Here is a 25816-nt window from a genome sequence, read left to right on the forward strand (position 1 = left end):
GCGTCCTCATCGCGACGTGAAAATCAGTCCGGCGTAGTCGTTCTCGGCGACGTCGTCGCACTGCCTCCGATAGTTGCCGAATCCCCCGACGTACGGCATGAACACCCGCTTCTTGCCCTCGATGTTCGCGCCGAGGTACCACGACGAGGCGGCGTGGACGAACAGCGTGCCCTCGGCCACCTCGGTGACGTGCCGGGTCCAGGCGTCGGCGGCATCGGCACGCGGTTCCACCTGGGTGACGCCCAGCGCGCGGGCCTCGGTGATCAAGGCGATCGCCCAGTCGACCTGGACCTCGGCGTGCAGGACCATGTTGGCCAGCACCGACGGGCTGCCCGGTCCGCTGAAGCTGAACAGGTTCGGCAGCTTCGGGACCATCATCCCGAGGAACGTGACCGGTCCGTCGGCCCACAGGTCACCCAGCCTGGCGCCACCCGCGCCGACCGGGTCGATGCGGCTCAGTGCGCCGGTCATCGCGTCGAACCCGGTGGCGAACACCAGGACGTCACAACGGTATTCGGAGTCGATCGTCCGCACGGCGTCGGCTGTGACGGCGGTGATCGGCTCGCGACGCAGGTTGACCAGGCTGACGTGCGCGTGATTGAACGTCTCGTAGTACCCCGTGTCGGTGCAGATGCGCTTGGTGCCGATCGGATGGTCGACCGGGATGAGGTCGTCGGCGACCGCCGGATCGGCGACGAGCTCCCTGATGCGTGCTTCGGCGAACTCCCTGGCGATGTCGTTCGCGGCCAGGTCGGTCAACTGGTCGGCGAAGGTCTTGCTGAACAGCACGCCGCCCTGGGTCCACCGCTGCCGCAGCGCCTCCTCACGCTCCTCGGGGCTGGTAGCGGCGGCGGGTCCGGCCGGGCTGGTGTGCGGCGTCCCCGAGGGGGCGTACGCCGACCGGCGGCGCCGCTCGGCGTACTCCGCCCGGATGGTGTGCACGTCGTCCTCGGTCCAGGGGTGGTTGGGCATCGGCACGCTGTAGTTCGGCGACCGCTGGAAGACGGTCAGTGACGCGGCCGACGCCGCGATGACGGGTGCGACCTGGATGCCCGATGAGCCGGTGCCGACGAGCCCGACGTGCTTGCCGGTGAAGTCCGGATCGCGCCGGGGCCAGTCCGCGGTGTGGTAGACCTCGCCGGCGAAGTCCCCGACGCCCGGCAGGTCCGGCCTGTTCACCGCGGACAGACAGCCGGTGGCGCACAGCAGGAATGCGGCACGGTGGTGCGCGCCGGTCGACGTACGCACCTCCCACGTTGCGGTGCGTTCGTCGAAGGCGGCGCCCGTCACGGCGGCGCCGAACACATAGTGGCGGGTCAGATCGAACCGGTCGGCGACGTGCTCGAGGTAGGCCAGGATCTCGGGCTGGGCGGCGAACCGCTCGGTCCAGGTCCACGACTGCTGCAGGTCGTCGTCGAACGAGTACGAGTAGTCGACGCTCTCCACGTCGCAGCGCGCGCCCGGGTAGCGGTTCCAGTACCAGGTTCCGCCCACACCGTCCGCGGCGTCGATACCCATGACGCTCAGACCGGCGAGGGCAGCGCGGTGCACCGCGTACAGCCCGGCGAAGCCCGCCCCGATCACGATCACGTCGAGCCGCTCGCCGGTCACGACACCTCCTCCGCGACGCGGGCGGCCAGCAGCGCACACATGTCCGACCACAGCAGCTCACGGGCGGCGACCGCAGGCGGGAAGGCCATCATGGTGAGAAAGCCGTGGAAGAGGCCGCGAAAGTCACGGTGCAGCACCGCTGTACCGTCGTCGCGCAGTCGCCGGGCGTACGCCACGCCCTCGCTGTGCAGCGGGTCGAGGGTGGCGGTGACCACGATCGCCGGAGGCAGCGCTGCCAGGGACGCCGCGCGCGCAGGCGCGACGAGGTGGGCCGGCTCGGGCAGCGCCGTTCCGCCGAGGTACTGCCGCCAATACCATTGCAGGGCAGCACGGGTGGTGGAGTACCCGGTGGCGCGCAGGCGCTGGCTGACACTGTCGCACGACGGGTCGATCACCGGATAGAGCAGGATCTGCGCGAGCGGCGGGACCGTACCCCGATCGCGGCACAGGATCGACGCGACCGCGGCGAGGTTGCCGCCGGCGCTGTCCCCCGCCACGGCGATGCGCTGGGGATCGACGCCGAGTTCCTGCGCATGGCGGGTGACCCAGTCGAACGCCGCGAACGCGTCCTCCGCGGCGGCGGGCGCCGGGTGCTCGGGTGCCAGCCGGTAGCCGACCGACACCACCACCGACCCGGTGTGGCGTGCCATCGCCCGGCAGAACCCGTCGTGGCTTTCGATGTCGCACAACACGAATCCGCCACCGTGGTAGAACACCACACCGGGGCGGCGCGGGTCGCCGAGGCCATGCGGCCGGTAGACTCGAACGCCGAGGGATCCGGCAGGCGTGTCGATGACCCGGTCGCGCGCGGCGGCGTCGTCGATGTTGGTCACCGCCTGGCGCCTGGCCGCCACGGCAGCGCGCGCCGCTTCGGCGGACATCTGCTCGACCGCCGGGAAGTCGTCGTCGAGCGTCCGCAGCATCGCGGCTACACCGTCGTCCATGGGCTCCTCGTGGGTGGTGACCTGTTTCTATCAGAAACAGAGAGGTGGCCGGGCCGGATTGTCGGCATCCCCGGGCTGCCCCTCATCTAGGGTGTCGCCATGGCCGACGACCACCCGGAGCCGGGCCCGCGCCTGCGGCCGACGAGCTACGCGGTGCTGGGCCTGCTCTCCTTCGGTCAGGAACTGTCGGGTTTCGACATGAAGCGCTGGGCCGACTGGAGCCTGAAGTTCTTCTACTGGGCGCCGTCCTACAGCCAGATCTACGGCGAGCTGCACAAGCTCGAGGCGTTGGGCCTGGTCGCATCGCGGCTGGACGACAACAGGAACGTCGCGCGCAAGCGCGGTGAGCGCGAGAAGCGGGTGTACCGAATCACCCCCGAGGGTGAACGAGCCGTCTCCGCGTGGACGGCCGAGGCGGCGCCCGAGCCCGCCGTGCTCAAACACGGCATCATGTTGCGGGCGTGGTTGGGCCACACCGCCGATCCGGCGGCACTGCGTGAGATGGTGCTGGCGCACCGTGCGCAGTCCGAACGCATGAGGGTGCTCGCCCAGGACCACGCCGACGGTGCGGCGCCCGTGCCCGAATGGGAGTACCCCGTGGCGGTGCTCAACTGGTCGGCCCAGTACTACGCCGACGAGTGCGCCCGCGCAGACACCCTGCTCGCCGAACTGGACCGGCTCGCCGCCAAACGCCGACGCAAGGCCCGACGCAAGTCCTGACGTCTCACGCCGGCCGGTACCGCAGCAGCGTGACGCCGGTGCCCGGCACGTCGTGGAACACCGGCGCGACCCGCATCCCGACCCGGATCTGCCCGGGTTCGACATCGACCAGTTCGGTGCTGACACGCGGCCCTTCATCCCACTGGACGACCGCGAGCAGTTGCGGCAGCGCGTCGGCCCACGGCGGACCCGTGGGCCGTTGCGCGACGGTGTAGGTGAACAGCTCACCGGCGCCGGAGATCTCGCGCCACTCCAGGTCGTCGGCCAGCGTCCCGGGCGCCAGGGTGCGGGGATAGAACACGTGGCGTCCCAGGGACGGGCTGTACTGGATCACGATGCGGTGCTGCGTCAGCGCGTGCCAGTACGGTGCGGACACCGGCGTCGGCTCGGGCAGCGGCGGAGCCGGCCGCGATTCAGTGCTCACGTCAGTCACCTTCCAGCACCAGTGCCACCTGCTCACTCATGATGCCGCCGGTGCCGGTGACGAAGGCCACGTCGCAACCCGCCACCTGGGCGTCGGCGCTGCGGCCCATCACCTGCCGGGCGGCGTCGACGACGTGGTGCATGCCGCCCGCCATGCCGGCCTGACCGAAGGACAGCTGGCCGCCTGCGGTGTTGAGCGGGAAGTCGCCCCGGTGGGTCAGATCACGTCCGTTGATCCACTGCGCCCCTTGGCCCTTGGGACAGAAGCCGGCGTCCTCCAGACTCATCAGCACGGTGATCGTGTAGCAGTCGTAGATCGACGCGACGTCGACATCGGCCTGGGTCAGGCCGGCCATCGCGAAGGCCTTCGCCGAGGACCGGGCCACCGGGGTCACCATCAGGTCGTCGGCGTAGGTCGGCGTCTTGAAGGCGATGTGTTCCCCGAAGCCCTTGATCCACACCGGCCGGTGCCTCGAACGCGCCGCGAGGTCGGCGTTGACGATCAGCACGCCCGCACCGCCCTGGACGCGCATCACCGTCTCCAGCATGTGGATCGGGTCGGCGATCATCGGGCTGCCCAGCACGTCCTCGACGGTGAGCGGCTTGCCGTGGAACACCGCGCCGGGATGAGCGCACGCATTGGTGCGCTGGTCGACGGCGATCTTGGCCAGTGCACCGGGATCGTATCCGTACAGTGCGGCGTACCGCCGGGCGATCTGGGCGTAGGGCGCGTTCTGGCCGACATTGCCGTACGGGATCTCGTATTCGGCCTGCGGCGAACCGAACTCGTTGCTCGACGCGCCGTACCAGGCGGGCGGCTGCGGCGGTCGGCGTTGTGACCGCGGCAGCATCGTCGACCCGGGGACGACGGCGAGCACCGCATCGCAGAGCCCCAGTTCGACCGCCACGGCCGCGCGCCACACCATGCCTGCCGACGTGGCGCCGCCCAGGTCGACCCGCTCACCGAAATCGATGGGTAGCCCGAGGTATTCGCTGAGGGTGGCCGGGGCGAACATGGCCGATTCGGCGATGCCGTGGCAGACGATGCCGTTGACCACCGTGGCGTCCAGGCCGGCGTCGCGGCTCACCATCGCGGCCAGCGCGGCGTACTGGTCGATGGTGAAGAGTTCGGGACGGGTCTGCTTGCGCTGCGCGGGCAGTTCCGCGATCCCGACGATCGCCGCTTCGCCACGCAGTCCCGTCACGCGCCGTCCCGCCTCGGCAGGGCCACCGTCGCCGTTCCCGGCATCAGCACCGTGTCCCCCCGTCGGCCCGCGATGTCGACGTCGACGAGGCCGACCCCGTCGTCGACCCGCTTGGCTGTCACGGTCCCTGCGAACGTCAGCTCCTCGCCGGGATAGGCGACGGCGCGGTTCTGCACCGAGTACCGGATCAGCCTGCCGCGGCCGCCGATCCAGTCGGTGAGGGCGCGTGCCAGCAGGGCGGACTGCAACGGGCCCTGCACCAAAACGTCGTCGTATCCCTCGACGGTCGTCGCCCAGTCCCTGTCGTAGTGGATGCGGTGACCGTTGTAGGTGGCGGCGCTGAAGAAGAACATCTGCGTCCGGTCCACGGTGACCGCGAGCGGGGCGATCGCGTCGCCGGGTTCGACGTCCTCGTAGTGCAGCTGCTCGTTCACTCGGGTCTCCTATGGCCGGGCGATCATCGACGTGGTGGCCTCGGCCAGCAGCGCGCCGAGCTGATTGCGGTAGCCGGTGTGCCACGTCACCAGCACGAAACGACCTGACCTGCCCTGCTTCTCGACGATCGACTCGATGGTGCGGACCATCTCGACCTCGTCGCGGTGGTAGGCGGGCAGATGGAATGTGGTGGACTCGCCGCCGGCCATCCGGCGCGGCGCGCGTGGGAAGGCGAGGCCGCCGGACACCGCTCCCGACGAGCCGTCGGGGCGCAGGTCGGCCAGCGCCGCGACGCCGAGCACCGCGTACTGCAGGTACAGGGGCGGACAGATCACGTCGTCGTACCCGTTGGCGCGGGCGTACTCCGGGTCGAACCACAGCCGATTGTGATCGCCCACCGAAGCGGCCCAGCGCTGCCACTGCAGCCGGTGCACCTCGCCGGTGGCGCGGGCGGCGACGGTGCCCACCCGGGCCGCCGATTCGGCGTCGATCAGGCTGTTCTCGGTCACGAGTCGCCTCCCTCCAGCCAGGTCGCTGCCACGTCGGCGCCGCCGCCGAGTGTGGAGAGCACCCGCGCCCGTTCGGAGTACCGGTGCAGGTCGGTGTCGACGACGTACCCCATCCCGCCGTGCAACTGGTGCGCGTCGAGAGTGGCGAGCTTGGCTGCCCCGGCGGCGTGCATACGGGCGACGGCGGTCCGACGGGTGGCGTCATGGCCGTCGTCGAGGAGTGACACCGCCGCCCAGCAGGCCAGGCGAGCCGCCGCAAGCGCGATGTGCATGTCGGCCACCAGGTGCTGGGCGGCCTGGAAAGACGCGATGGGCCTGCCGAACTGGTGACGCAGCACGGTGTGGTCGACGGTGCGCTGAAGGGCCGCCTCGCCGACCCCGACGAGGTCGAGGGACGTCAGCGCCGTGGCGACCGTGGCGAGCCGGTGCAGCTGCTCATCGGTCACTCCCCCGTCGGCACCGAACACCATCCGGCGGTCGTCGACCCTGACGCCGTCGAACTGCAGTCGCGCCGCGGTCTGCCCACCCATCATCGTCAGCGGTTCGGCGCGCAGCGACGGGGAAACGGTGGGCACCACGAACGCCAGTGATCGCGGTGCGACGGTGTCCGCGGCGGAGACGATGACGAAATCGGCGTGTGCCGCGTCGAGCACGAAGTCGGCGCGGCCGCTGATCGACCAGCCGTCCCCGTCGGGTACGGCCCGCAGCGTGGGCGTGACGATGCGTGCGTCCACGGCCGACCACAGCGCCGTTGCGTAGCGGCGTGATCCGGATGCGATGTCGGGTAGCAGCGCGGCGCGCTGTTCGGCGGTGCCGATGGCGTCCACGGCGAGGCCGGCGTGGATGGTGCTGTGCACGATCGTCGGGCACAGTCCGCGGCCCGCCTCCACCGAGAAGGCACCGAGGTCCTTCAGGGATCCGCCGGCTCCGCCGTACACCTCGGGCAGGGCGAGGCCGAAGATGCCCGCGTCGGCGAGAAGTGCCCACAGGCCGGGTGATTCGGAGCCCGCGGTGAAGAGCCGCCGCAGCATCGCGGTGAACTCGCGTTCGTCCTCATCGGGCAGCAGGCGCACGTCGGGTCTCCGGTCAGCGTCCGTAGGAGGGCATGCCGTGGCCGCGCTGGGCGATGACGTCGCGCAGCACCTCGTTCGTGCCGCCGCCGAACCGCATCAACGGCGCGGCTCGGTACAGCCGCTCGAAGACGCCGTCGGCGGGGGCGCCGGGCGTGCGGTGCGCCAGCAGGCCGTCGGGACCGAGCAGGTCGATGGCGAGGTCGGCGATCCGTTGGCGCAGCTCGCTGGTGAAGACCTTCTCGACACTCACCTCGACGGTGGGGATGACGCCGGTGTCGAGCATCGATGCGGCCTCCAGCCCCATCAGCGTCGCCACGTCGACGTCGGCCTCGGCCTGCAGGAGGCGCCGCACGAAGAACGGATTGTCTGCGGGCACCGATCCATCGCGACGAGGGAGCCGGGCATGGCGCTGCAGTTCGTCGAGCGCACGCCGCAGATCACCGGCGTTCGTGAGCGCGCCGCGCTCGAGATCCAGGGCGCCGGTGATGTAGGTCCAGCCGTGGTTCTCCTCACCGATCAGATTCGTTGCGGGAACCCGGACGTCGCGGAAGAACACCTCGTTGGTGCGGTAGCCGGACCACGCGGTCAGCGGCCGGATCTCGATTCCGGGCCGGTCGAGCGGCACGATGAGCACCGAGATCCCGCGGTGCCGCCGGGCATCGGGATCGGTGCGCACGCAGAGCCACTCGTGGGTGCTGCGCTGCGCACCGCTGTTCCAGATCTTCGACCCGTTGATCACCCACTCGTCACCGTCACGGATGGCGCGGGTGCGCAGGGCGGCGAGGTCGGTGCCCGCGTCGGGCTCGGAATAGCCGACGGCGCAGGTCAGCTCGCCCCTGGCGATCGGAGGAAGGAATTCGCGCCTGTTCTGGTCGGTGCCGTGACGCATGATCGTCGGCGCCACCGAGGTCACCGTCAGGTCCGGACCCGGGACACCCCAGTACTCGAATTCGCGCATCAGCAGGTGCTGGTGCATCGCGCCGAGCCCCAGTCCGCCGTACTCCTTCGGCCAGGTGACGCCGAACCAGCCCTTCTCGCCGACCTTACGGCGGAATGCCGACACCTCGCCGCCGATGCGCTCGAGACCGTGTTCGGCCAGTTCGGACACGAGCGCCGGTGTCACCGAGTCGCGCAGGAACGCCCGAACCTCGCCGACCCAGGCCAGTTGCGCCGGATCGAGGCCGTCATCCACGAGCGGCAGCCTAGCCGCAGGCGTGCCTCCCCGGACTATTTCGAAAAGAAAGAGTTTCGGTGGTACGGAATCCGCCCTGCGGCGTCACCACATCGTGCCGCGGAGGTGGTCGGCGGGCCTGAGGTCATGTGCGGCCAGGATGCCTGCCGGGGCGTCACAGACGGCGCCGACGGCGTTGACCGCGCGCGCGGCGGTGGCGATGACCCCACCCTGATTGTGGTCGATCCCGATCCCGACGTGGGCGTTGATCTCCACACCCGGGTCGCCGTGCACCACGACGCGGTGCACGCCGGGCCTGCCCTCCGGTGGATAGATCCAGTCCGGCGCGGCCGCCTGGGTGAGCCGGTTGACGTGCTCCATGGTGATCACCACCCGACCGTCGGCGACACCCTCGACCCCGAACCGCACCGCCGCGACCCGACCGGGCTCGACCGTCATCATCGTGCAGTCGATGGGCTGCGGCGTCACCCACTTCTCGTGCCGCTCGCGGACGTCGTCGAGCTCGACACCCAGGCCCTCAGCGAGGGTGCGCACCTGTCCGCCCCACAGCGACGTCAGTACCCCGGGTGAGAACATGATCGGCGTGTGGTCCGGCGTGGTGCCGAATCCGAAACTGACGCCGGTGAATTCGGCGTCGTCGTACGAGCCGTAGTCGAAGACCTCCTGCACGGTCACCGCGGTTGCCCTGGTCGAGAGGCTGAGCGCCGCGTGCACCAGGGTGTCCCCGGAGAACCCCGGGTCGATGCCGTTGACGTACAGGGTGGCGTCACCGGTGCGGCAGGCCCGCTCGAGCGGTTCCCGCAACCACGCGTCGGCATGCTGCGGAGCGACCAGCCAGACCAGCGACGTGCCGACGACGTTGACCCCTGCTGCGAGGAACGCGCTGAGTTCCTCGATCGCGTCCCGGGGCCGCGTCTCCGCCTGTGAGGTGTAGACGACGCAGTCGGCGTGCAGCGCCAGCAGCGCGTCGATGTCGTCGGTGGCGGTGACGCCGGTCGGCTCGGCCAGGCCGCACAGCTCGGCCGCGTCGCGCCCGATCTTGGCCGCACCGTTGGCGTGCACACCCACCAATTCGACGTCGGGCCTGCCGATCAGCGCGCGCAGCGCATGGACGCCGACGTTCCCGGTGGAGAACTGGATCACTCGGCGCTTCGCCGGCATCGCCTCTTTCCGTCCGCTCACAGCAGGTCGGTGATGGTCTTGAGGCCGGCCTCGTACAGCACGCCGGGCATCATGCCGCCGTCCACCTCGATCGTGGTGCCGTTGACGTAGTCGGCGCCGCCACCGGCGAGGAACACGCAGAGGCGTCCGACCTCGTCGGGCTCGCCACCGCGCCGCAGCGGGATCTTCGCGAAGTACTTCGCGCCGTCCGGGTCGTCGGCGGGAAGGACGAACGAACGGAGATTGTCGGTCAGGTGCGGGCCGAGGGCGAGCGCGTTGACCCGCGCGTGCGGTCCCCACTCCTCGGCGAGGGAACGGGTCATCTGGTTCAGTCCGGCCTTCGCCGCACCGTAGGACACCAGCGTCGGCGAACCCGCCGGATGCGACGCGCCGCTGGAGATGTTGATGATGCAGCCGGTGCCGTCCTGGCGCCGCATCTGCCGAAAGACCCTGACCGCGAACCACAGTGGGCTGATGAGGTTCATCTGGACGGCGAACGCATGGAACAGCACGGTGCGCTCGTAGTCGTCGTCGCTGCGGGGCGCGCCCTGGATCTTCTGCACCAGCTCGGGAATGTCCTCGGCGTGTGGCGCCGGAACCGTGCCGCCGGCATTGTTGACCAGGATGTCGATGCGGCCGTAGGTGTCGGCGACCTGCTGCACGAACGCGTCGATGGCGCGGTGGTCGCCCTGATCGCACACCAGCTGTTCCGAGCGCTCCGCCCAGCCGGGATGCTCACCGACGCCCGGGATCGCGTCGAGCGGTGTGCGCGAGCAGCCGATGACCGTGGCCCCGGCGCGCAACAACTCGTGGGCGATGCCGACGCCGACACCGCGGCTGGTTCCGGTGACGATCGCGATCCTGCCGTCCAGGGAACCCATCGATGTCTTTCCTCTCGCGGTCACATCGCGCAGGTGCGGCGGGCTGTCGCCCTCAGATGCCGGGCCCCGGCCGCGGTCGAACCATAAACAGCTCAATGTTTTGATGTCAATCCCCGTCGTGTGGTCCCCTTGTCCGCATGGCTCCCCGAGTCGCGCCGCGCCGGCCCGCGCACGGCAACCAGGCCCGCGCCGAGCGCACCCGGGCCAAGGCGATCGACGAGACGGTGCGGTGCGTGCTCGAGGAGGGAATCGGCGCGGCCAGCGCCAAGCACATCGCCGAACGGGCAGGCATGACATGGGGAGTCATCCAGTACCACTTCGGCGATCGGGACGGTCTGCTCATGGCGGTCGTCGACCAGGGCTTCGCCGAACTGCTTGCTGCGCTGCGGGAATTGCCGCCCGCCGACGCGACGACCGACACCCGGGCGCGGGTCGAACAGGTGGTGGGCGCGGCGTGGGCGGCGATGGCGAGTCCGACATCGCGGGCCGCGATCGAGATCCTGGTGGGCACCCGCGCCACCTGGGGCGCGGCGGCCGGCGACCACCTCGACCATCTGGCGAGGACCTTCGCCGGACTCGGCATCGGCGTGGGTGCGAATCTCGACGCCGTCCGCAGCGCCGCGCTGAGCCACCTCCTGCTCTCGACACTACGTGGCCTCGTCACCACCCAATTGATCATGGCTCGGCCGGTCGACACGGCGCGAGACAGGTCGATGCTCGTCGAGGTGATCTGCGCATACCTCGATCGGGTGTCCGACGCGGGCGGCTCCGGCGCCTAGGTCACCCGTCTAGGCCTCCGGCACCGGTTCGTTGACCCGGTACAAGCGCCAGTCCGGCTGGCTGTCACCGTCGTTGGGGATCGAGAGTTCGAGTGTCGCCACGTCGGCGCCCGTGTCGTACAGCGTCGGGTAACGCAGGTTCAGCGCGTCGGCCGCACCGCGGCCCTCCGGCGGCACCGCTAGCAGGTACCGGACGCCGTTCTCGGCGGGCGCGTTCAGCAACGCGGTGAAGTCGGGGTCCGACGGCACCACGAACGTCTTCGGCCGGTCCGACGCCGCGAGGATGGCGAACCCGTAGACGGTGTCGGTGATCACCGAACTCTCCGGCAGGCCGAGATCGTCGAGGTAGTGCGCGATCTCGCGTTCGGTGGAGAACGAGGCGGCGATGCGGTGCTCGATCTTCTTGCGGCCGCTCACACTGTCCGGGTCGGGCGCCAGCACGGCACCGAGGGCGTACTCCTGCGGTGCGTACCTCGGCAGGCTCATTCCCCACGCCGTCACCGGAAGGCCGAGCGCGAACACCAGTGCCAGCGCCGCATAGACCGGCCACGGCCGGCGCGGAGCCGGTTCGACAACCGGCGGTGCATACCGGCCGCGGCGCTTGGCAGGCAGCAGCGCGCCGTCGGGCACGGCGAGCATAGCCAGGCAGGCGGTCAGCGGAACCGCGATGACGTAGAACCGCAGGAAAGGGAACGTCGACCCGGCGGCGTAGCCCAGCGTCTGGAATGCCAGTGCGGCGCCGTAGACGGCCAGCGGCGGCAGCAGCACCTGCCAGTTCCGCGCACGCGCCCGTCCCGCCACCGCCCACAGCGCGATCGGCAGCAGCGCGGGGGCGAGCAGCAGGATGCACACGACCGCGAACAGCATCCCGGAACCGAAGGTCGGCACCGTCTGCCCCGACTGCTCCAGGATCGCGGTGTTGCCGTACTGGGAGGTGAACTGCGCGAACGCCTCTCCGGTGATCAGCCAGCTGATCACCGCCCAGCCGAGGAAGGCCGCCGTGCCCGGGCCGCTGACCATCAGCAGGTCGAGCAGTGCCCGGCGGAACCGCGGCGCGGGGGTGGCGCGCAGATAGGTGGTGACGCCGACGAGCAGTCCGGCCGCCGCGATGCACGCCACCGCGTCGTAGCGGGTGAGGTAGGCCAGGCCCATCGCGATGCCGCCCGCCGTGACGAGGTGGTGCACGTCGTCGTCGACCATCCACAGGATCAGCCTGCGCACCGCCCACGACATGAAGAACACGAACGGCGCCTCGCTCATCCCGTTCGAGCCGTAGAACACGATCATCGGATTCAGTGCGAACACGGCGGCGATGGTCAGCGCGTAGCCGCGCGGCAGTCCGCGGTCGGTGCCCATGGACAGGATCTGCACGGCCGCACCGGCCATGAACACCGCCGACATCACGCTGCCCGAGAACGCCCGCTCGGTCATCTCCGGCCACAGCGGGCTGGCCAGTACCGCGGGGATCTGCACCATGGCCGTCAGGGGCGTGAAGATGAAGCCGATCGCGGCGAGGTGCGGGTCGCGGCTGAACAGCACCGACTGCGCGGCCGAGACCCGGGACAGCGCGTCGCCGAGGATGAAGCCGTTGCGCACCTGCAGCCAGTATCCGACACCGAGGTAGATCAGCAGGGTCACGACGAACAGTGCGGCCTTGAGCCGGCGATCGGTCACGACGGTCCGGCCTGTTGCGCCTCGACGTCATCGGGCCGTTCCGACAGGCCGTGAAACGTCTTCTCCCAGTAGGACGGATTGCGGATCAGCTGGTAGCACCCCTTGGCCGCGGCCACGCTCATCATCACCCAGAAGGCGGGCACCGTCAGCGCGGCCACCAGCAGGTCGGAGCGATCGTCCTCGCGCAGCGCGATCAGGTTCATGTACAGCGTGGCGGCGTTGCCCAGGATCAGCGCGATCAGCGCCGGGAAGTAGATGTACATCGGGAAGATGTCCTCGACCACTGCGGGCTGGCCGAGGAACCAGACCAGGGTGATCAACCAGAACGCCAGGTTGAGCACCGCGATGATCGGCGTGCCGGCGAGCACCAGGTTGAAGCGGACGAAACTGCGGAATCCGATGGTGCGGTACAGCCGCACCGGCCTGCGGATCTGCACCAGCCAGGTCTGCAGATAGCCCTTGTACCAACGGGACCGCTGCCTGACCCAGTTGATGGGATCGCTGTTGGCCTCCTCCAGCGTGCGGGAGTCGATCACCGCGGTGTGGTAGCCGTTGGACGCGATGCGCAGTCCGAGGTCGGCGTCCTCGGTGACGTTGAACGGGTCCCAGGCGCCGATCTGTTCCAGCACGTCGCGACGCAGGTGATTCGACGTGCCGCCCAGCGGGATCGGTGACGTCGAACCCATCATGCCGGGCAGCAGGTAGCCGAACCACAACGCGTACTCGGCGGTGAACCACGCGGTGAGCAGGTTCTGATGGCCGTTGTGGTACACGAGTTTGGCCTGCACACAGGCGATGTCGTCGGGCAGCCGGCCGAATGCGGCCACCACCCGGCGCAGCTGCAGCGGCTCGGGCAGATCCTCGGCGTCGAAGATCGTCACGATGTCACCGGTCGCGAAGTACAGACCGTAGTTGCACGCCTTCGGTTTCGTACGGGGATCCGCAGGCGGCACAAGCACGATGGTGATGGCGTCGGACTCGGCGCAGTCGCGGGCCGCGGCGATGGTGACGTCGTCGTCGGCCTCCAGGAGCAGCAGCACCTGCAGCTTGTCGGACGGGTACTCCAGCGCCGCCATCGCGCCGATCAGGTCGCCCACCACCTCCGGCTCGTTGTAGGCGGGCACCAGGATCGTGTACGGCGGGAGGTCGTCGTCGGGGATGGCGCGCGCCTCCTCGTCGGAGACGACGATCGCCCGCGACGCCAGGCCCTGCCGGAAGATGAGCAACCGGTCGGCCATCGTGAGCAGGTAGCCCAGCGTGCACACTCCGATGAGGGCGACCGCCGTCGGCATGGGCTGCCAGACCGCGCACACCGCCAGCAGCCCCAGCAGCGCCCAGACCACCGCCTTCTGCCAGGGGAGGACGGAGATCGAGGCCGACCGTAGCGGATCATCCTCGCGCAGGCCGTCGATGGCCCGGTGCAGTGCGTACTGCTGCTCCGCCTCGGTGGCCGACTCCGGTGACGGACGGTCGGCGAACGTGGTCATCGCCGAGCTTCCGTAGCCGTGAACTGGGCGCCGACGAGTGCCCGTCCGAAGACGGTGAGCAGTTCGCCGTCCTTGAACGTCGGCGTGCGCTGGTCGAGCACCGCGTTGCCGCGGAACAGGAGCGTCAGCAGGGTCCGCAGGGTGGGGAACAGATTCCCTGACGGCACCGGGAACGGTGCGTCCGGCTCGTGGTTGTCCACCGCGAAGATCGTCACCCGCTGTGCGATCTGCTGGTTGCCCCAGGCGAACTGCAGCGAGTTCCACGTCACCAGCAGGTCGTCGTCGACGACGGAGAGCAGCTGACCGGTGATCCCCATTCCCAGGTCGACGGGACGCAGGGTGCTCAGCCGTGCCGCGGTCAACCCGTACAGCACCCGGCCCGGATACACCCCGAACGAGAACGGCCGCTCGCTGACGATGCTGTCCACAACGACCGTGCGCGGCCGGGACGCCTTGTCCCACCGAGGATTCCCCACATCGGCGGTCATGGTCTGACGCACCAGCACCGCGTGGTCGCCGTACAGACGCTGCACCTGCTCGTAGGTCTGCACGGCGGTGGTCGACCAGCCGGTCGGCGCGGCCAGCGGCTGGCCCGGCTCCAGGAAGCCGGGAGTGGATCTGCTGATCGGGGCGGTGGTGGTCACGGCGGGGAGGTGGAAGAACGAGAGCACCAGCGCGACGACGATCACCAGCGGTACACCGGACCACACCTGCTTGGCGGCAAGTGGTTCGACCGAGCGTTCGAGTATCCGTTTGGGTGCGCCGCGGCGGGACCGCAGATACATCACCATGCCGACCACACAGATCGCGGTCAGCGCAGGCACCTGCTGGTAGACCTGGACGGGCGAGTCCGGGAAGAAGACGCCGACCACGAGCAGCACACCGAACCCGACCACCCACGCCGCGGCGGAACCGATCGCACCGCGCCGGCGGGTGCGGCCGGTCGCGATGCCGGTGCCGAGGCCCGCGATGAGCAGCGTCACCGCTCCCGCCGCGAATTTCCCACCGCCGAACAGGATCACCGCGAGGTAGTACGGCAGCGAGAACCCGAGCAGCAGCATGAACCACACCCAGGCGAACCGGATCACCGGACGCAGTCCGAACAGCACGATGCAGCAGCTGACGATGAAGAACCACATCGCCACGAAGTCGAGCCGCAGCAGGTGGAAGAACAGGGCGTACCGCTGCAGCAGCACACCCTGCAGCAGCAGCGCGAGCACCAGTCCCATCGTCCCGACGATGATGTCGGTCTGCCGGTCGTGGATCGGCAGCTCGGTGCGGTTGCGGCGGGCGACCCCGATCGCCACCAGGACAGCCGCCGCAGGCACCGTCCACACGTAGGCGCCGATGCCGCCGGCCCGACTGGTCTGGGCGAGGCTCGCCAGGCTGTCCCAGAACGCCACGCCAGTGAGCGCCGCGATGAACGTCCACCTGATGATCAGCCGGTAGACCGGGTGGATCTCCTCGTATTTGGCGAGCAGTGCCGCCGGCCCGCGTGGGCCGGTCTCGGTCTCGACAGGTGCCGTCGCGGTCATGGACGTCGGCGGGACCGACTGCGCAGCAGCAGGATCAGGCCGACGGCGAGCACGGCAACCGCCACTCCCGCGGCGACGAGCACCCAGCGTGACCCGGACCCGCCCGTGTCGGCCGGTGCGGCCGCGACGTCCTGCCCACCGGCGCCGGACGACACCGACACCGGCGGCTCACCGGGCACCGCGATCACCGCGTCGCCGGTCAGCCGCGACCAGCGGTCCACATCGGCAGACAACCAGTCCAGCAGCCGGTCGAGCTCGCCCGGTGCGTTGTCCGACGTCGCCACCAGTACCGTGCGGTTGCCGTCGTAGGTGGTCTGCAGCGAACCGAAGGCCGGCGCGGGTGTGATGGTCAGCGAGCCGGATTCTCCCGTGCCGCGGGCGTTCTCGACGGTCAGCTCACCGTCGGCGTTCGCGGTGATCGGCAGGGTGATCCGGTCCTCGGTCCACTCGTCCGCGTTGATCAGCACCGCCGGATTGGGCGAAGCGGCGGCCTCGGCCACCGACGTCACCGCGGTGTCGACGGGCAGCCCGCTCAGTCGCTGCAGCCCCGCCAGGATCGCGACCGCGCGCCGGGTGTCGGCGAAGTCCTCACCGATACCGACCTCGACGCGTGGCATCAGCGCCTGGGGCAGCGCCTGGAAACCGCCGGGCAGCGGTGGCTGTGCGCGCTCGCTGCGGATCTCGCTGTCGCCGTCGATGGTCAGGGTGATCGGCTGGAACTCGCCGCAGCGGCCGACGTTGCCGCTGATGTCGAGCGCCACACCCAGGTTGGTGTAGCGCTCGAGCAACTGGTCGGGCACGTCGATCCACCGGTCGATGCGGCCCGAGCTCTCGGCAGGCCAGCTGTCCAGTGTCTCCGCGCCGATCGCGACGACCAGCTGGCCGCCGATCTGCGCCGGCAGTGGCGTGTAGGAGCCCTGCAGGTGAACGCGCACGTTGCGTGCGGATCGGCCGAGCCGGGTCTGGTCGAGGCCGATCGACACCTGCGGCGACAATCCCGTGGCGTTGACGCCGGGCTGCCCGAGGCGGCGCAGCGTCGTGCTGTCCGACGCCAGGACGGGACTCGACTGAACCGGTCCCACAACGGCTTTCGAGCTCAACGCCAGACGGTTGACGTCGCTGGACAGCAGCCGGGCCTGATTCGTCAGCTCCCCGCCCCGGCCGCTGATGAGCAGCGACGGCACCCCGACGGTGCCCAGCAGCGACACCCCCGCGTCGTCGCCCTCCCGGATCACGACCTGGCGCTGCATCGGCTGCGACGGTCCCGGTGGCGCGTCCTGGCCGTCGGCCAGCGCGGTGACCGACACCTCGGTGTCCTGTTTCCCGTACCGGGCGACCACCGCGGTCGCGAACCGGATCGCGGCGTCGGACTCGACGCGCGAGGGCACCGCCGGTACGAACAGGTCGATTCGGCGCAGGATCGGCGGCAGGAAGTCGGCCACCGTGCGCGGCGGTGCCTCGATGCCCTCGTACCGGACCGCCGCGTCGACCAGGCGCAGCGGATTGGACGGATCCAGGCAGTAGTCACCGGCGGGGGTCAGGTAGCTGCGAAGGGTGACCGTCACCGCGTTGTCGACGATCGCGGCGCCCGCGAGCGGGATCGAGATCGGCGCGCGGTCGACGATCGGCAACCCGGTCCGCGACAGCGTCCGGTCCTCCTGGGTGGCCGTCAGCGTTCCGGCGGCGACATTGACCGGGACCTCCACCGTGGCGTCGATCGACGCGGGCACCAGACCGGCCGGCACCGGGATGGTGAGCGAGGAGATGCCCTGGGTGCCGTAGAACGCGACCACGGGATCGGCGCCGACCTCGGCCAGGCGCAGGGTGGGTGCATCGGCGACCTGACCACCGTCTCCCGGCGCAGCCGTCGCTGGAAAAGCGAAGGCCGTCGGCATGGTTAACAAGACAAGACTTGCGCCGACGGCCAAATTCGCCCGAAATGCAGGCCAGATACCAACCCTCACAAGCCCGAGCGTAGACAATCCGGCGCTCAGGCAAACCCTTAATCGTTGATTTCACCAAAGACGCCGGTAGCCAATGGCACTCGCACGTCAGGCATGGAAAAGCCCCGCACGCGGTGCGTGCGGGGCTCTCGCCGTTGTCTTGCGGGTCGGCCTACTTGGCCTTCTCGAGCACGTCGACGAGGCGCCAGCGCTTGGTGGCCGACAGCGGACGGGTCTCCATCAGGGACACCCGGTCGCCGACACCGGCATCGCCGTTCTCGTCGTGCGCCTTGACCTTCGTGGTGGTCCGGATGATCTTGCCGTAGAGCGGGTGGCTCTTACGCGATTCCAGCTCGACCACGATGGTCTTCTGCATCTTGTCGCTCACCACGTAGCCGATGGCCGTCTTGCGACGTCCGCGCGGCTTCTCGGTGCGCGGGGTGCGCGCCGCACCTTTTTCGGTGGCGTCAGATTTTGCGTCTGCCATTACGATTCCTCACCTGCGGGCCCGGATGCCAGGCCCAGTTCACGTTCGCGCAGCACGGTGTACACGCGCGCAATCTCCTGTCGCACGACACGCAGCCGGCGGTTGTTGGCGAGCTGGCCGGTGGCCATCTGGAAGCGCAGGTTGAACAGCTCTTCCTTGGACTCACGCAGCCGGTCGGTCAGCTCGTCGTCGGTCAGCTCACGCAGCTCACCAGTGGAAACTCCAACGGCCATCAGAAGTTCTCCTCTCTGGTCACGATGCGCGCCTTGATCGGCAACTTGTGGATCGCACGGGTCAGCGCGTCGCGCGCGATCTTCTCGTCCGGGTAGCTCAGCTCGAACAGCACGCGGCCCGGCTTCACGTTGGCGATCCACCACTCGGGCGAACCCTTACCGGAACCCATGCGGGTCTCGGCGGGCTTCTTGGTCAGCGGGCGGTCCGGGAAGATGTTGATCCAGACCTTGCCGCCACGCTTGATGTGCCGGTTGATGGCGATACGGGCGGACTCGATCTGCCGGTTGGTGATGTAGGCGTGCTCGAGTGCCTGGATGCCGTAGTCGCCGAAGCTCACCGAGGTGCCGCCACTGGCGACGCCGCGCTGGCGGGGGTGGTGCTGCTTGCGGTGCTTGACCTTGCGCGGGATAAGCATGTCAGCTCTCCGTATTCTGGGTCGTCTCGGCGGCGGCGCCGGCAGCGGCTTCGGTGCCCACTGCAGCCTCGGCCGCAGCCGGAGCCTCTTCGGTGCCCGTCGCCGCACGACCCGCGTCGGTGCTCGTGGCGGTGGTGCCCGACGCCCCGCTGCGGCGCGGGCGGGTGCCCGACGGACGCTCGCGGCGCGGCCGGTCGGCGGCCGGTGCGGCGGCGGCCAGCTCACGCTTGCCACCGACGATGTCGCCCTTGTAGATCCACACCTTCACGCCGATCCGGCCGAAGGTGGTCTTGGCCTCGTAGAGGCCGTAGTCGATGTCGGCGCGCAGCGTGTGCAGCGGCACCCGGCCCTCGCGGTAGAACTCCGAGCGGCTCATCTCCGCACCGCCGAGGCGACCGGAGCACTGCACGCGGATGCCCTTGACGTTGGGCTGACGCATGGCCGACTGGATCGCCTTGCGCATCGCCCGGCGGAACGCCACGCGGTTGGACAGCTGCTCGGCGACACCCTGTGCCACCAGCTGGGCCACCGACTCCGGGTTCTTCACCTCGAGGATGTTGAGCTGGACCTGCTTCTTGGTCAGCTTCTCCAGGTCGGTGCGGATGCGGTCGGCCTCCGTGCCGCGGCGCCCGATCACGATGCCGGGACGCGCGGTGTGGATGTCGACGCGGACCCGGTCACGGGTGCGTTCGATCTCCACGTCGGCGATGCCGGCACGCTCGAGGCCCGTGGCGAGCAGACGCCGGATCGCGACGTCTTCCTTCACGTAGTCCTTGTACTGCTTGTCGGCATACCACCGGGACTTCCAGTCGGTGGTGATACCGAGCCGGAAGCCGTGGGGATTGATCTTCTGGCCCACTACTCTGAGCCCTCCTTCGCTTCGTCAGAAGCTTCTGTCTTCTTCGCGGCAGCCTTCTTGGCCGGCGCCTTCTCAGCAGTTGCCTTGGCAGGCGTCTTGGCGGCGGCGGCCTTGCTGCCCTGCGCGCGCCGCGAGCGGGTGTTCGCCGAAGCCTCGCCTGCGGCCTTGCCGCCACGGCCGCTGTCGCGACGCGGCCGGCTCTCGACGATCACCGTGATGTGGCTGGTGCGCTTGCGGATCCGGAACGCACGCCCCTGGGCGCGCGGGCGGATGCGCTTGGCGGTCGGGCCCTCGTCGGCGTGGATCGTGGCCACCACGAGGGTGGACGGGTCCAGGCCGTCGTTGTTCTGCGCGTTGGCCGCGGCACTGGCGATCACCTTGGCGACCGGCTCGCTGGCGTCCTGCGGTGCCCACCGCAGGATGTCGAGCGCCTCGGCGACCGACTTGCCGCGCACCAGGTCGATGACCCGGCGCGCCTTGCTCGCCGAGACGCGCACGAAGCGCGCCTTCGCGACGGCGGACGGATATTCAATCGTCGTAGTCATTACCGGCGCTTCGCCTTCCGGTCATCCTTGATGTGACCCTTGAACGTGCGGGTGGGGGCGAACTCGCCCAGCTTGTGCCCGACCATCGACTCGGTGACGAACACCGGCACATGCTTGCGGCCGTCGTGCACCGCGAACGTGTGGCCGATGAAGTCCGGGATGATGGTGGACCGGCGCGACCAGGTCTTGATGACCTGCTTGGTGTTCTTGTCGTTCTGGACGTCGACCTTCTTGAGCAGATGGTCGTCGACGAACGGGCCCTTCTTCAGGCTGCGTGGCATCGTTGGATCCTTCCCGGCCTAGCGCTTGTTCTTGCCGGTGCGCCGGCGTCGGACGATGAGCTTGTCGCTCGGCTTGTTCTTGCGGGTGCGGCCTTCCGGCTTGCCCCACGGGCTCACCGGGTGACGACCACCGGAGGTCTTGCCCTCGCCACCACCGTGCGGGTGGTCGACCGGGTTCATCACGACACCACGGACGGTCGGGCGCTTGCCCTTCCAGCGCATCCGGCCGGCCTTGCCCCAGTTGATGTTGGCCTGCTCGGCGTTGCCCACCTCGCCGACCGTGGCGCGGCAGCGCACGTCGACGCGGCGGATCTCACCGGACGGCATACGCAGGGTCGCGTAGGGACCCTCCTTGCCGAGCAACTGGATGCTCACACCGGCCGAACGGCCCAGCTTGGCGCCGCCGCCCGGACGCAGCTCGACGGCGTGGATCACGGTGCCGGACGGGATGTTGCGCAGCGGCAGGTTGTTGCCGGGCTTGATGTCGGCGTTGGCGCCCGCCTCGACGATCGCGCCCTGCTTGAGTCCCTGCGGCGCGATGATGTAGCGCTTCTCGCCGTCCAGGTAGTGCAGCAGTGCGATGTTCGCGGTGCGGTTCGGGTCGTACTCGATGTGCGCGACCTTGGCGTCGACGCCGTCCTTGTCGTGGCGACGGAAGTCGATGAGGCGGTAGGCCCGCTTGTGGCCGCCGCCCTTGTGCCGGGTGGTGATGCGGCCGTGCGCGTTACGACCGCCCTTGCCGTGCAGCGGACGGATCAGCGACTTCTCCGGGGTCGAGCGGGTGATCTCGGCGAAGTCGGAGACGCTGGCACCGCGACGACCGGGGGTCGTCGGCTTGTACTTGCGAATAGCCATGTCTACAAAGCTCTCTCTAGTCTCTCAGTCCCTGCCCCGGCTAGGCCGGCGCTCCGAACAGATCGATCGTCTTGCTGCCCGCGGCCAGTGTGACGATGGCGCGCTTGGTGCTCTTGCGCTGGCCATAGCCCGCACGGGTGCGCTTGCGCTTGCCCTGCCGGTTGGCGGTGTTCACCGAGTCGACCTTGACCTTGAAGATCTTCTCGATCGCGATCTTGATCTGGGTCTTGTTCGAATCCGGGTGCACCACGAACGTGTACACGTTGTCCTCGATCAGCCCGTAGCTCTTCTCGGAGATGACCGGAGCCAGGATGATGTCGCGGGGGTCAGTCACGGTCGCCATCAGGCCGACACCTCCTCGTCGTTGGCCGTCGCACTGCGGGTGGCCGTGGTGATGTAGGTGTTCAGCGCCTCGACGCTGAAGATCACGTCGTCGGCCTTCAACACGTCGTAGGTGTTGAGCTGGTCGGGCGAGATCACGTGCACGCCGGGCAGGTTCCGCACGCTGAGCGTGCCGGTCACGTCGGTCCGGCCGACGACCAGCAGCACCTGCGGGCGATCGGTCAGCGTGGCCAGGAACGTCCTGGCGCCCTTCGTCGACGGGGTCTGGCCCTCGACGAACTCGGTGACGGCGTGGATGCGGCCGTTGCGGGCCCGGTCCGAGAGCGCCCCGCGCAGTGCGGCGGCGATCATCTTCTTCGGGGTGCGCTGGCTGTAGTCGCGCGGCTGCGGGCCGTGCACGACGCCACCGCCGGTGAACTGCGGTGCGCGCGTCGAACCCTGGCGGGCACGACCGGTGCCCTTCTGCCGGTACGGCTTCTTGCCACCGCCGCGCACCTCGCCACGCGTCTTGGTGGAGTGCGTGCCCTGCCGCTTGGCGGCCAGCTGCGCGTTCACCACCTGATGCATGAGCGCGATGTTCGGCTCCACGTCGAACAGCTCGGCGGGCAGCTCCACGGAGCCGTCCTTCGTGCCGCCCGGGGTGAGGACGTCGATCGTCAATGTCTGCGTCTTGTCGGCCATTACTTCTCGCCTCGCTTGATTGCGCTGCGGACCATCACCAGGCCACCGTTGCGGCCGGGGATGGCGCCCTTGATCAGGATCACGCCGTTCTCGGCATCGACCTTGTGCACCCTGAGGTTCTGGGTGGTGATGCGGTCGTGGCCCATCCGGCCCGACATCCGCGTGCCCTTGAACACCCGGCCGGGGGTGGCGCAGCCACCGATCGAACCGGGGCGGCGGTGCACCGCCTGGGCGCCGTGCGCGGCGCCCTGACCCTTGAAGCCGTGCCGCTTCATGGTGCCGGCGAAGCCCTTGCCCTTGCTGGTGCCGGTCACGTCGACGAAGGCGCCGTCGGCGAAGATCTCCGCCGTCAGCTCCTGGCCGACCTCGTACTCGGCGGCGGCCGTCTCGTCGTCGAGCCGGAACTCGGCGATGTGGCGGCGCGGGTTCACCCCGGCCGCGGCGTACTGACCGGACACCGGCTTGTTCACCTTGCGGGGGCTGATCTCGCCGTAGGCGAGCTGCACCGCGCTGTAGCCGTCACGCTCCGGGGTACGGATCATCGTGACGACGTTCGGGCCGGCCTTGACGACCGTCACCGGCACGACCTTGTTGTTCTCATCGAACACCTGCGTCATGCCCAGCTTGGTGCCCAGAATGCTCTTTCTAGCCATTTCTCTTGGGTCTCCTACTGGATGTTGACGTCGACGCTGGCCGGCAGATCGATGCGCATGAGAGCGTCAACGGTCTTCGGCGTCGGGTCGAGGATGTCGATCAGCCGCTTGTGTGTACGCATCTCGAAGTGCTCCCGCGAGTCCTTGTACTTGTGCGGGGACCGGATGACGCAGTACACGTTCTTCTCGGTCGGCAGCGGCACTGGGCCCACCACGCTGGCACCGGTACGGGTGACCGTCTCCACGATCTTGCGCGCCGAGGCGTCGATCGCCTCGTGGTCGTAGGCCTTGAGCCTGATGCGGATCTTTTGTCCCGCCACGCTTTTCCTACCTCACTCCTGCTTGTGTTCCGACTGGGGGACCCAATCGGACCTGGTGTTGCTGCGCTCCGCCCGCAGGCATCGCGCTGGCTGTTGCCGCCGCTGTGTATCTGTCTCTGGTTCACCGACCCCCGCGCTCGGGTGTGTCGCCCTCGCGCACGCTCGCCCGCGCCGGAAAACCGCCACGATCGAGAGTTGGGACCGGATGCACCCCTTCGGGTGCCAGTCGCATGCCCGGCCAGGTGCGAACCCGGCTCAAGGCAACCCGAACAGTATGCCTCAAGAGCGGGCGTCATCCAAATTGCTGGCCGACCGCCCGGCACCTCGCCGGACGCGACCCGTGCACACGGTAAACGGGCTCGTCACCCACCTGATCACCACGGTCGGCGGCCGGTCAACTTACTCACGAGTAAGGTAGCGTCCATGAGCTCCACGACCAGCACGTACCGGGCCTGGCAGCGACTGGCCGGCGTGCCTGCGGGCAGCCGCCTGTTCTCGGCGGCGGCGATCGCGCGGGTGCCCTACTTCGCCTCGATCGCGCCGCACGTGGTGCGGATGGAGCCGGGCCTGGCCGAGGTCGCGGTCCCGAAGTGGTTCTTCGTCCACAACCACCTGCACACGGTTCATGCGATCGCGTCGTGCAATGCCGCCGAGATGGCGATGGGCATGTTGATGGAGGCCACCGTGCCCACGACCCACCGGTGGATCCCCAAGGCGATGACGGTGCAGTACCTGCAGAAGGCGACGACTTCGCTGCGGGCGACAGCCCGGCTCGACCCGCCGGACTTCGCGTCCATCGGCGAGGGCGCCGACCTCGTCGTGCCGGTCACGGTCACCGACCGCCAGGGCGTCGAGGTGGTGCACGCCGAGATCACCACCTGGGTGACGCCGGCCTGATCCGCCTCCCGCGCTATTCGATTCCGGCCCAGAACGGGCACTGGTGTTCGGCGTCGAAGGTGTCGACCATCTGGCTGCCTCCGGGCTGCAACGACATCCGTGCCGGGTCGGCGATCCCGTCGAGGGCGGGCCAGTCGGGCTGGCCCACCGCGTCGGGTTCGCCGGTGGTCACGAAGCGGCTCCAGTAGTCGATCATCTGGTCGGACAGCCGGCGCTGGTCGGCCGACAGCGGGGGCGCACCGCCGACGTCGAAGAGGTAGCGCAGCTCCAGGGAATGGCTGGCGCCGACCTTGAACGGCAGCGTCCGCAGCGGCTCGGGGGCGGGCGCGTCGCGGTCGTTGAACTCGTAGCCGTACACGGGTCCGCTGCGGGTCAGGCCGTCGGCCATCCGGTCGGCCACGCAGGCGAACGCCCCGTCGGTGACGGCCGCCGAGTACGCCAGTGCCGCGTCGGGATAGTCGGCGAGCGGATACCGTGCGGCCACCGCGGCGGCGTCTTCGCCGAACGTATCTCGAAGCAGCGCAGGGTATTCGGTGCCGGGATAGCGGACGCCCCGCAGATACTGCAGCGCGACGAACAGGGTGAACTCGTCGCGGGTGGTGCCGATCAGCACGGGCACCTCGAGCGCCCGGCCGTCGGCGATCGTCGGCACGGGGTCCACCGGCAGCACCTGTGTCCCGGTGACCGGACCGGTCAGCCGGTCCTCGCCGATGCCGGTGTACCAGACCGGCTCGCGGAGTTCGTCGACCGGCAGGTCGCGCAGGCACCGGGCGGCGGTACCCGGGTCGGGGCAGCCGGCGCCCGCCGCGTAGTCGAGGCTGGCGCGTTCGGCGGTGGGCAGGTCGGCCTGCACCTGACACGGGGCGCTCATGACGATCGCCGCCCGGAACAGGTCCGCCGAGCGGGGGGCGACGAGATGGTCACAGACCGACATGCCGCCCGCCGACTCGCCGGCCACGGTGACCCTGCCGGGGTCGCCGCCGAATCGGCTGATGTTGTCGCGCACCCATCGCAGCGCGGCCTGCTGATCGGCGAGCCCGTAGTTGCCGACGTCGCCTGCCGGCCCCAGCGCGGGGTGGGCCAGGAAGCCCAGGGTGCCGAGCCGGTAGTTCACCGTCACCACCACGATGTCACCGCGCGAGGCCAACCAGCTGCCGTTGTAGACACTGCCGCTGCCGTTGACGAAGGCGCCGCCGTGGATCCACACCATCACCGGCTTGGGCTCGGCCGACACCGGCGGCGTCCAGACGTTCAGCGTCAGGCAGTCCTCGTCGGTCTGCCTGCCGAATTCCAGGTCGGCGCTGGGGTTCTGGATGCAGCGGGGACCCGGGTGGGTGGCGTCGTGCACGTCAGCCCACGGCTCGGGCGGCGCAGGCGGTCGGAAGCGGAGCCGGCCGGTCGGCGGCGCGGCGTACGGGATCCCGGAGAACTCCCGGTGGCCGGCGGCCACCTCGCCGCGTACCCGTCCGGTGAGCGTCTGCACCTCCGCGGGGTCGCCCTGGGTCGCCGCGGCCGGCGGCGACGTGGCAGCCCGGTCGTCCCCGCGGCCGCAGCCCGCGAGCGTCAGGACCGGCACCAGGGCGAGGCAGGCGGCCCGCATCAGAGCCCGCCGCGACAGGCGAAGCGATGGGGGCACGATTGCGGAGCCTACCGAGGGACGGCAGAAGACCCCCGC

29 protein-coding genes are annotated in these 25816 nt (G+C 69.6%); 3 read left to right on the top strand and 26 right to left on the bottom strand.

Annotation, left to right across the window (positions count from 1 at the left end):
* Nucleotides 1-6 precede the first annotated feature (6 nt).
* Together ACPCHZ_RS13455 and ACPCHZ_RS13460 are read right to left on the bottom strand one after the other, a co-directional pair.
* Entirely contained in the window at nt 7-1611 is a 1605-nt protein-coding gene (locus ACPCHZ_RS13455; RefSeq protein ID WP_423485179.1) for a flavin-containing monooxygenase, read from the bottom strand.
* Entirely contained in the window at nt 1608-2555 is a 948-nt protein-coding gene (locus tag ACPCHZ_RS13460) for an alpha/beta hydrolase (RefSeq protein ID WP_423485180.1), read from the bottom strand. Before ACPCHZ_RS13460 ends, ACPCHZ_RS13455 begins: the two co-directional genes overlap by 4 nt.
* A gap of 99 nt (nt 2556-2654) precedes the next feature.
* Here ACPCHZ_RS13460 and ACPCHZ_RS13465 point away from each other — a divergent pair, with 99 nt between their 5' ends.
* On the top strand, nt 2655-3275 hold the full coding sequence (locus ACPCHZ_RS13465) for a PadR family transcriptional regulator (protein ID WP_423485181.1): 621 nt from the start codon (nt 2655-2657) through the stop codon (nt 3273-3275).
* Nucleotides 3276-3279: 4 nt separating this feature from the next.
* On the opposite strand, the gene ACPCHZ_RS13470 is transcribed toward ACPCHZ_RS13465, so the two are convergent.
* From ACPCHZ_RS13470 to ACPCHZ_RS13505, 8 genes are all read right to left on the bottom strand, one after another.
* Nucleotides 3280-3699, bottom strand: a complete 420-nt coding sequence (locus tag ACPCHZ_RS13470) for a Zn-ribbon domain-containing OB-fold protein (RefSeq protein WP_423485182.1) — start codon at nt 3697-3699, stop codon at nt 3280-3282.
* 1 nt (nt 3700) lies between these two features.
* Nucleotides 3701-4903 carry a thiolase family protein gene (locus ACPCHZ_RS13475; RefSeq protein WP_423485183.1) on the bottom strand — a complete coding sequence of 401 codons (1203 nt, stop codon included), beginning with the start codon at nt 4901-4903 and terminating at the stop codon, nt 3701-3703.
* A complete protein-coding gene (locus tag ACPCHZ_RS13480; protein ID WP_423485184.1) occupies nt 4900-5337 on the bottom strand; it encodes a MaoC/PaaZ C-terminal domain-containing protein in 438 nt (145 codons plus the stop codon). The genes ACPCHZ_RS13475 and ACPCHZ_RS13480 overlap by 4 nt, the downstream gene beginning before the upstream one ends.
* A 9-nt stretch (nt 5338-5346) precedes the next feature.
* The gene (locus tag ACPCHZ_RS13485) at nt 5347-5847 is read right to left on the bottom strand and encodes a MaoC family dehydratase (RefSeq protein WP_423485185.1); all 501 of its coding nucleotides are present in this window, start codon (nt 5845-5847) and stop codon (nt 5347-5349) included.
* A complete protein-coding gene (locus ACPCHZ_RS13490) occupies nt 5844-6920 on the bottom strand; it encodes an acyl-CoA dehydrogenase family protein (protein ID WP_423485186.1) in 1077 nt (358 codons plus the stop codon). The genes ACPCHZ_RS13485 and ACPCHZ_RS13490 overlap by 4 nt, the downstream gene beginning before the upstream one ends.
* A 13-nt stretch (nt 6921-6933) precedes the next feature.
* A complete protein-coding gene (locus ACPCHZ_RS13495; protein WP_423485187.1) occupies nt 6934-8112 on the bottom strand; it encodes an acyl-CoA dehydrogenase family protein in 1179 nt (392 codons plus the stop codon).
* An 84-nt stretch (nt 8113-8196) separates the two neighbouring features.
* A complete protein-coding gene (locus ACPCHZ_RS13500) occupies nt 8197-9273 on the bottom strand; it encodes a dihydrodipicolinate reductase (protein WP_423485382.1) in 1077 nt (358 codons plus the stop codon).
* A gap of 17 nt (nt 9274-9290) precedes the next feature.
* Nucleotides 9291-10154 carry an SDR family NAD(P)-dependent oxidoreductase gene (locus ACPCHZ_RS13505; RefSeq protein ID WP_423485188.1) on the bottom strand — a complete coding sequence of 288 codons (864 nt, stop codon included), beginning with the start codon at nt 10152-10154 and terminating at the stop codon, nt 9291-9293.
* Nucleotides 10155-10291: 137 nt separating this feature from the next.
* Between ACPCHZ_RS13505 and ACPCHZ_RS13510 the strand changes: the two genes are divergently transcribed.
* A complete protein-coding gene (locus ACPCHZ_RS13510; RefSeq protein WP_423485189.1) occupies nt 10292-10933 on the top strand; it encodes a TetR/AcrR family transcriptional regulator in 642 nt (213 codons plus the stop codon).
* 9 nt (nt 10934-10942) lie between these two features.
* On the opposite strand, the gene ACPCHZ_RS13515 is transcribed toward ACPCHZ_RS13510, so the two are convergent.
* The 15 genes from ACPCHZ_RS13515 to rpsJ all read right to left on the bottom strand — a co-directional run bounded on the left by ACPCHZ_RS13515 (nt 10943) and on the right by rpsJ (nt 23244).
* Complete coding sequence (locus ACPCHZ_RS13515; RefSeq protein WP_423485190.1) at nt 10943-12607, bottom strand: ArnT family glycosyltransferase; 1665 nt, start codon at nt 12605-12607, stop codon at nt 10943-10945.
* Nucleotides 12604-14094, bottom strand: a complete 1491-nt coding sequence (locus ACPCHZ_RS13520; RefSeq protein ID WP_423485191.1) for a glycosyltransferase — start codon at nt 14092-14094, stop codon at nt 12604-12606. The genes ACPCHZ_RS13515 and ACPCHZ_RS13520 overlap by 4 nt, the downstream gene beginning before the upstream one ends.
* On the bottom strand, nt 14091-15629 hold the full coding sequence (locus tag ACPCHZ_RS13525; RefSeq protein WP_423485192.1) for a hypothetical protein: 1539 nt from the start codon (nt 15627-15629) through the stop codon (nt 14091-14093). The genes ACPCHZ_RS13520 and ACPCHZ_RS13525 overlap by 4 nt, the downstream gene beginning before the upstream one ends.
* A complete protein-coding gene (locus tag ACPCHZ_RS13530) occupies nt 15626-17524 on the bottom strand; it encodes a hypothetical protein (protein ID WP_423485193.1) in 1899 nt (632 codons plus the stop codon). Before ACPCHZ_RS13530 ends, ACPCHZ_RS13525 begins: the two co-directional genes overlap by 4 nt.
* A gap of 220 nt (nt 17525-17744) precedes the next feature.
* Entirely contained in the window at nt 17745-18059 is a 315-nt protein-coding gene (gene rpsQ, locus ACPCHZ_RS13535) for a 30S ribosomal protein S17 (protein ID WP_264011068.1), read from the bottom strand.
* Entirely contained in the window at nt 18059-18292 is a 234-nt protein-coding gene (gene rpmC, locus ACPCHZ_RS13540; RefSeq protein ID WP_264011067.1) for a 50S ribosomal protein L29, read from the bottom strand. The genes rpsQ and rpmC overlap by 1 nt, the downstream gene beginning before the upstream one ends.
* On the bottom strand, nt 18292-18708 hold the full coding sequence (rplP, locus tag ACPCHZ_RS13545; RefSeq protein WP_264011066.1) for a 50S ribosomal protein L16: 417 nt from the start codon (nt 18706-18708) through the stop codon (nt 18292-18294). The genes rpmC and rplP overlap by 1 nt, the downstream gene beginning before the upstream one ends.
* A gap of 1 nt (nt 18709) precedes the next feature.
* Nucleotides 18710-19567: a 30S ribosomal protein S3 gene (rpsC, locus tag ACPCHZ_RS13550; RefSeq protein WP_364972748.1), complete on the bottom strand. Its 858-nt coding sequence runs from the start codon at nt 19565-19567 to the stop codon at nt 18710-18712.
* Nucleotides 19567-20112, bottom strand: a complete 546-nt coding sequence (rplV, locus tag ACPCHZ_RS13555; protein ID WP_423485194.1) for a 50S ribosomal protein L22 — start codon at nt 20110-20112, stop codon at nt 19567-19569. Before rplV ends, rpsC begins: the two co-directional genes overlap by 1 nt.
* Complete coding sequence (rpsS, locus tag ACPCHZ_RS13560; RefSeq protein ID WP_260992268.1) at nt 20112-20393, bottom strand: 30S ribosomal protein S19; 282 nt, start codon at nt 20391-20393, stop codon at nt 20112-20114. The genes rplV and rpsS overlap by 1 nt, the downstream gene beginning before the upstream one ends.
* Nucleotides 20394-20411: 18 nt before the next feature.
* A complete protein-coding gene (gene rplB / locus ACPCHZ_RS13565; RefSeq protein ID WP_264011063.1) occupies nt 20412-21248 on the bottom strand; it encodes a 50S ribosomal protein L2 in 837 nt (278 codons plus the stop codon).
* A gap of 40 nt (nt 21249-21288) precedes the next feature.
* Nucleotides 21289-21591: a 50S ribosomal protein L23 gene (gene rplW / locus ACPCHZ_RS13570; RefSeq protein ID WP_423485195.1), complete on the bottom strand. Its 303-nt coding sequence runs from the start codon at nt 21589-21591 to the stop codon at nt 21289-21291.
* Complete coding sequence (gene rplD / locus ACPCHZ_RS13575; RefSeq protein WP_423485196.1) at nt 21591-22271, bottom strand: 50S ribosomal protein L4; 681 nt, start codon at nt 22269-22271, stop codon at nt 21591-21593. Before rplD ends, rplW begins: the two co-directional genes overlap by 1 nt.
* Entirely contained in the window at nt 22271-22924 is a 654-nt protein-coding gene (gene rplC, locus ACPCHZ_RS13580; protein ID WP_423485197.1) for a 50S ribosomal protein L3, read from the bottom strand. Before rplC ends, rplD begins: the two co-directional genes overlap by 1 nt.
* A gap of 14 nt (nt 22925-22938) precedes the next feature.
* Nucleotides 22939-23244: a 30S ribosomal protein S10 gene (gene rpsJ / locus ACPCHZ_RS13585; protein WP_003883485.1), complete on the bottom strand. Its 306-nt coding sequence runs from the start codon at nt 23242-23244 to the stop codon at nt 22939-22941.
* Nucleotides 23245-23667: 423 nt separating this feature from the next.
* Here rpsJ and ACPCHZ_RS13590 point away from each other — a divergent pair, with 423 nt between their 5' ends.
* Nucleotides 23668-24141 carry a hotdog fold domain-containing protein gene (locus tag ACPCHZ_RS13590; RefSeq protein WP_423485198.1) on the top strand — a complete coding sequence of 158 codons (474 nt, stop codon included), beginning with the start codon at nt 23668-23670 and terminating at the stop codon, nt 24139-24141.
* A gap of 13 nt (nt 24142-24154) precedes the next feature.
* On the opposite strand, the gene ACPCHZ_RS13595 is transcribed toward ACPCHZ_RS13590, so the two are convergent.
* On the bottom strand, nt 24155-25741 hold the full coding sequence (locus tag ACPCHZ_RS13595) for a carboxylesterase/lipase family protein (protein WP_423485383.1): 1587 nt from the start codon (nt 25739-25741) through the stop codon (nt 24155-24157).
* Nucleotides 25742-25816: the final 75 nt, after the last annotated feature.

Source organism: Mycobacterium sp. NPDC050041, from assembly GCF_049541695.1.
Taxonomy (GTDB): domain Bacteria; phylum Actinomycetota; class Actinomycetes; order Mycobacteriales; family Mycobacteriaceae; genus Mycobacterium.

Excerpts from the sequence above, each read along its gene's own strand:
- rpsQ (WP_264011068.1), bottom strand. The coding sequence starts at position 18,059 with ATGGCAGACGCAAAATCTGACGCCACCGAAAAAGGTGCGGCGCGCACC.
- ACPCHZ_RS13460 (WP_423485180.1), bottom strand. The coding sequence starts at position 2,555 with ATGGACGACGGTGTAGCCGCGATGCTGCGGACGCTCGACGACGACTTC.
- rpsS (WP_260992268.1), bottom strand. The coding sequence starts at position 20,393 with ATGCCACGCAGCCTGAAGAAGGGCCCGTTCGTCGACGACCATCTGCTC.
- ACPCHZ_RS13465 (WP_423485181.1), top strand. The coding sequence starts at position 2,655 with ATGGCCGACGACCACCCGGAGCCGGGCCCGCGCCTGCGGCCGACGAGC.
- ACPCHZ_RS13520 (WP_423485191.1), bottom strand. The coding sequence starts at position 14,094 with ATGACCACGTTCGCCGACCGTCCGTCACCGGAGTCGGCCACCGAGGCG.
- rplP (WP_264011066.1), bottom strand. The coding sequence starts at position 18,708 with ATGCTTATCCCGCGCAAGGTCAAGCACCGCAAGCAGCACCACCCCCGC.
- ACPCHZ_RS13525 (WP_423485192.1), bottom strand. The coding sequence starts at position 15,629 with ATGACCGCGACGGCACCTGTCGAGACCGAGACCGGCCCACGCGGGCCG.
- ACPCHZ_RS13595 (WP_423485383.1), bottom strand. The coding sequence starts at position 25,741 with ATGCGGGCCGCCTGCCTCGCCCTGGTGCCGGTCCTGACGCTCGCGGGC.
- rplV (WP_423485194.1), bottom strand. The coding sequence starts at position 20,112 with ATGACTACGACGATTGAATATCCGTCCGCCGTCGCGAAGGCGCGCTTC.
- ACPCHZ_RS13530 (WP_423485193.1), bottom strand. The coding sequence starts at position 17,524 with ATGCCGACGGCCTTCGCTTTTCCAGCGACGGCTGCGCCGGGAGACGGT.
- rplB (WP_264011063.1), bottom strand. The coding sequence starts at position 21,248 with ATGGCTATTCGCAAGTACAAGCCGACGACCCCCGGTCGTCGCGGTGCC.
- rplW (WP_423485195.1), bottom strand. The coding sequence starts at position 21,591 with ATGGCGACCGTGACTGACCCCCGCGACATCATCCTGGCTCCGGTCATC.
- ACPCHZ_RS13590 (WP_423485198.1), top strand. The coding sequence starts at position 23,668 with ATGAGCTCCACGACCAGCACGTACCGGGCCTGGCAGCGACTGGCCGGC.
- ACPCHZ_RS13505 (WP_423485188.1), bottom strand. The coding sequence starts at position 10,154 with ATGGGTTCCCTGGACGGCAGGATCGCGATCGTCACCGGAACCAGCCGC.
- rplD (WP_423485196.1), bottom strand. The coding sequence starts at position 22,271 with ATGGCCGACAAGACGCAGACATTGACGATCGACGTCCTCACCCCGGGC.
- rpmC (WP_264011067.1), bottom strand. The coding sequence starts at position 18,292 with ATGGCCGTTGGAGTTTCCACTGGTGAGCTGCGTGAGCTGACCGACGAC.
- ACPCHZ_RS13510 (WP_423485189.1), top strand. The coding sequence starts at position 10,292 with ATGGCTCCCCGAGTCGCGCCGCGCCGGCCCGCGCACGGCAACCAGGCC.
- rplC (WP_423485197.1), bottom strand. The coding sequence starts at position 22,924 with ATGGCTAGAAAGAGCATTCTGGGCACCAAGCTGGGCATGACGCAGGTG.
- ACPCHZ_RS13500 (WP_423485382.1), bottom strand. The coding sequence starts at position 9,273 with ATGCCGGCGAAGCGCCGAGTGATCCAGTTCTCCACCGGGAACGTCGGC.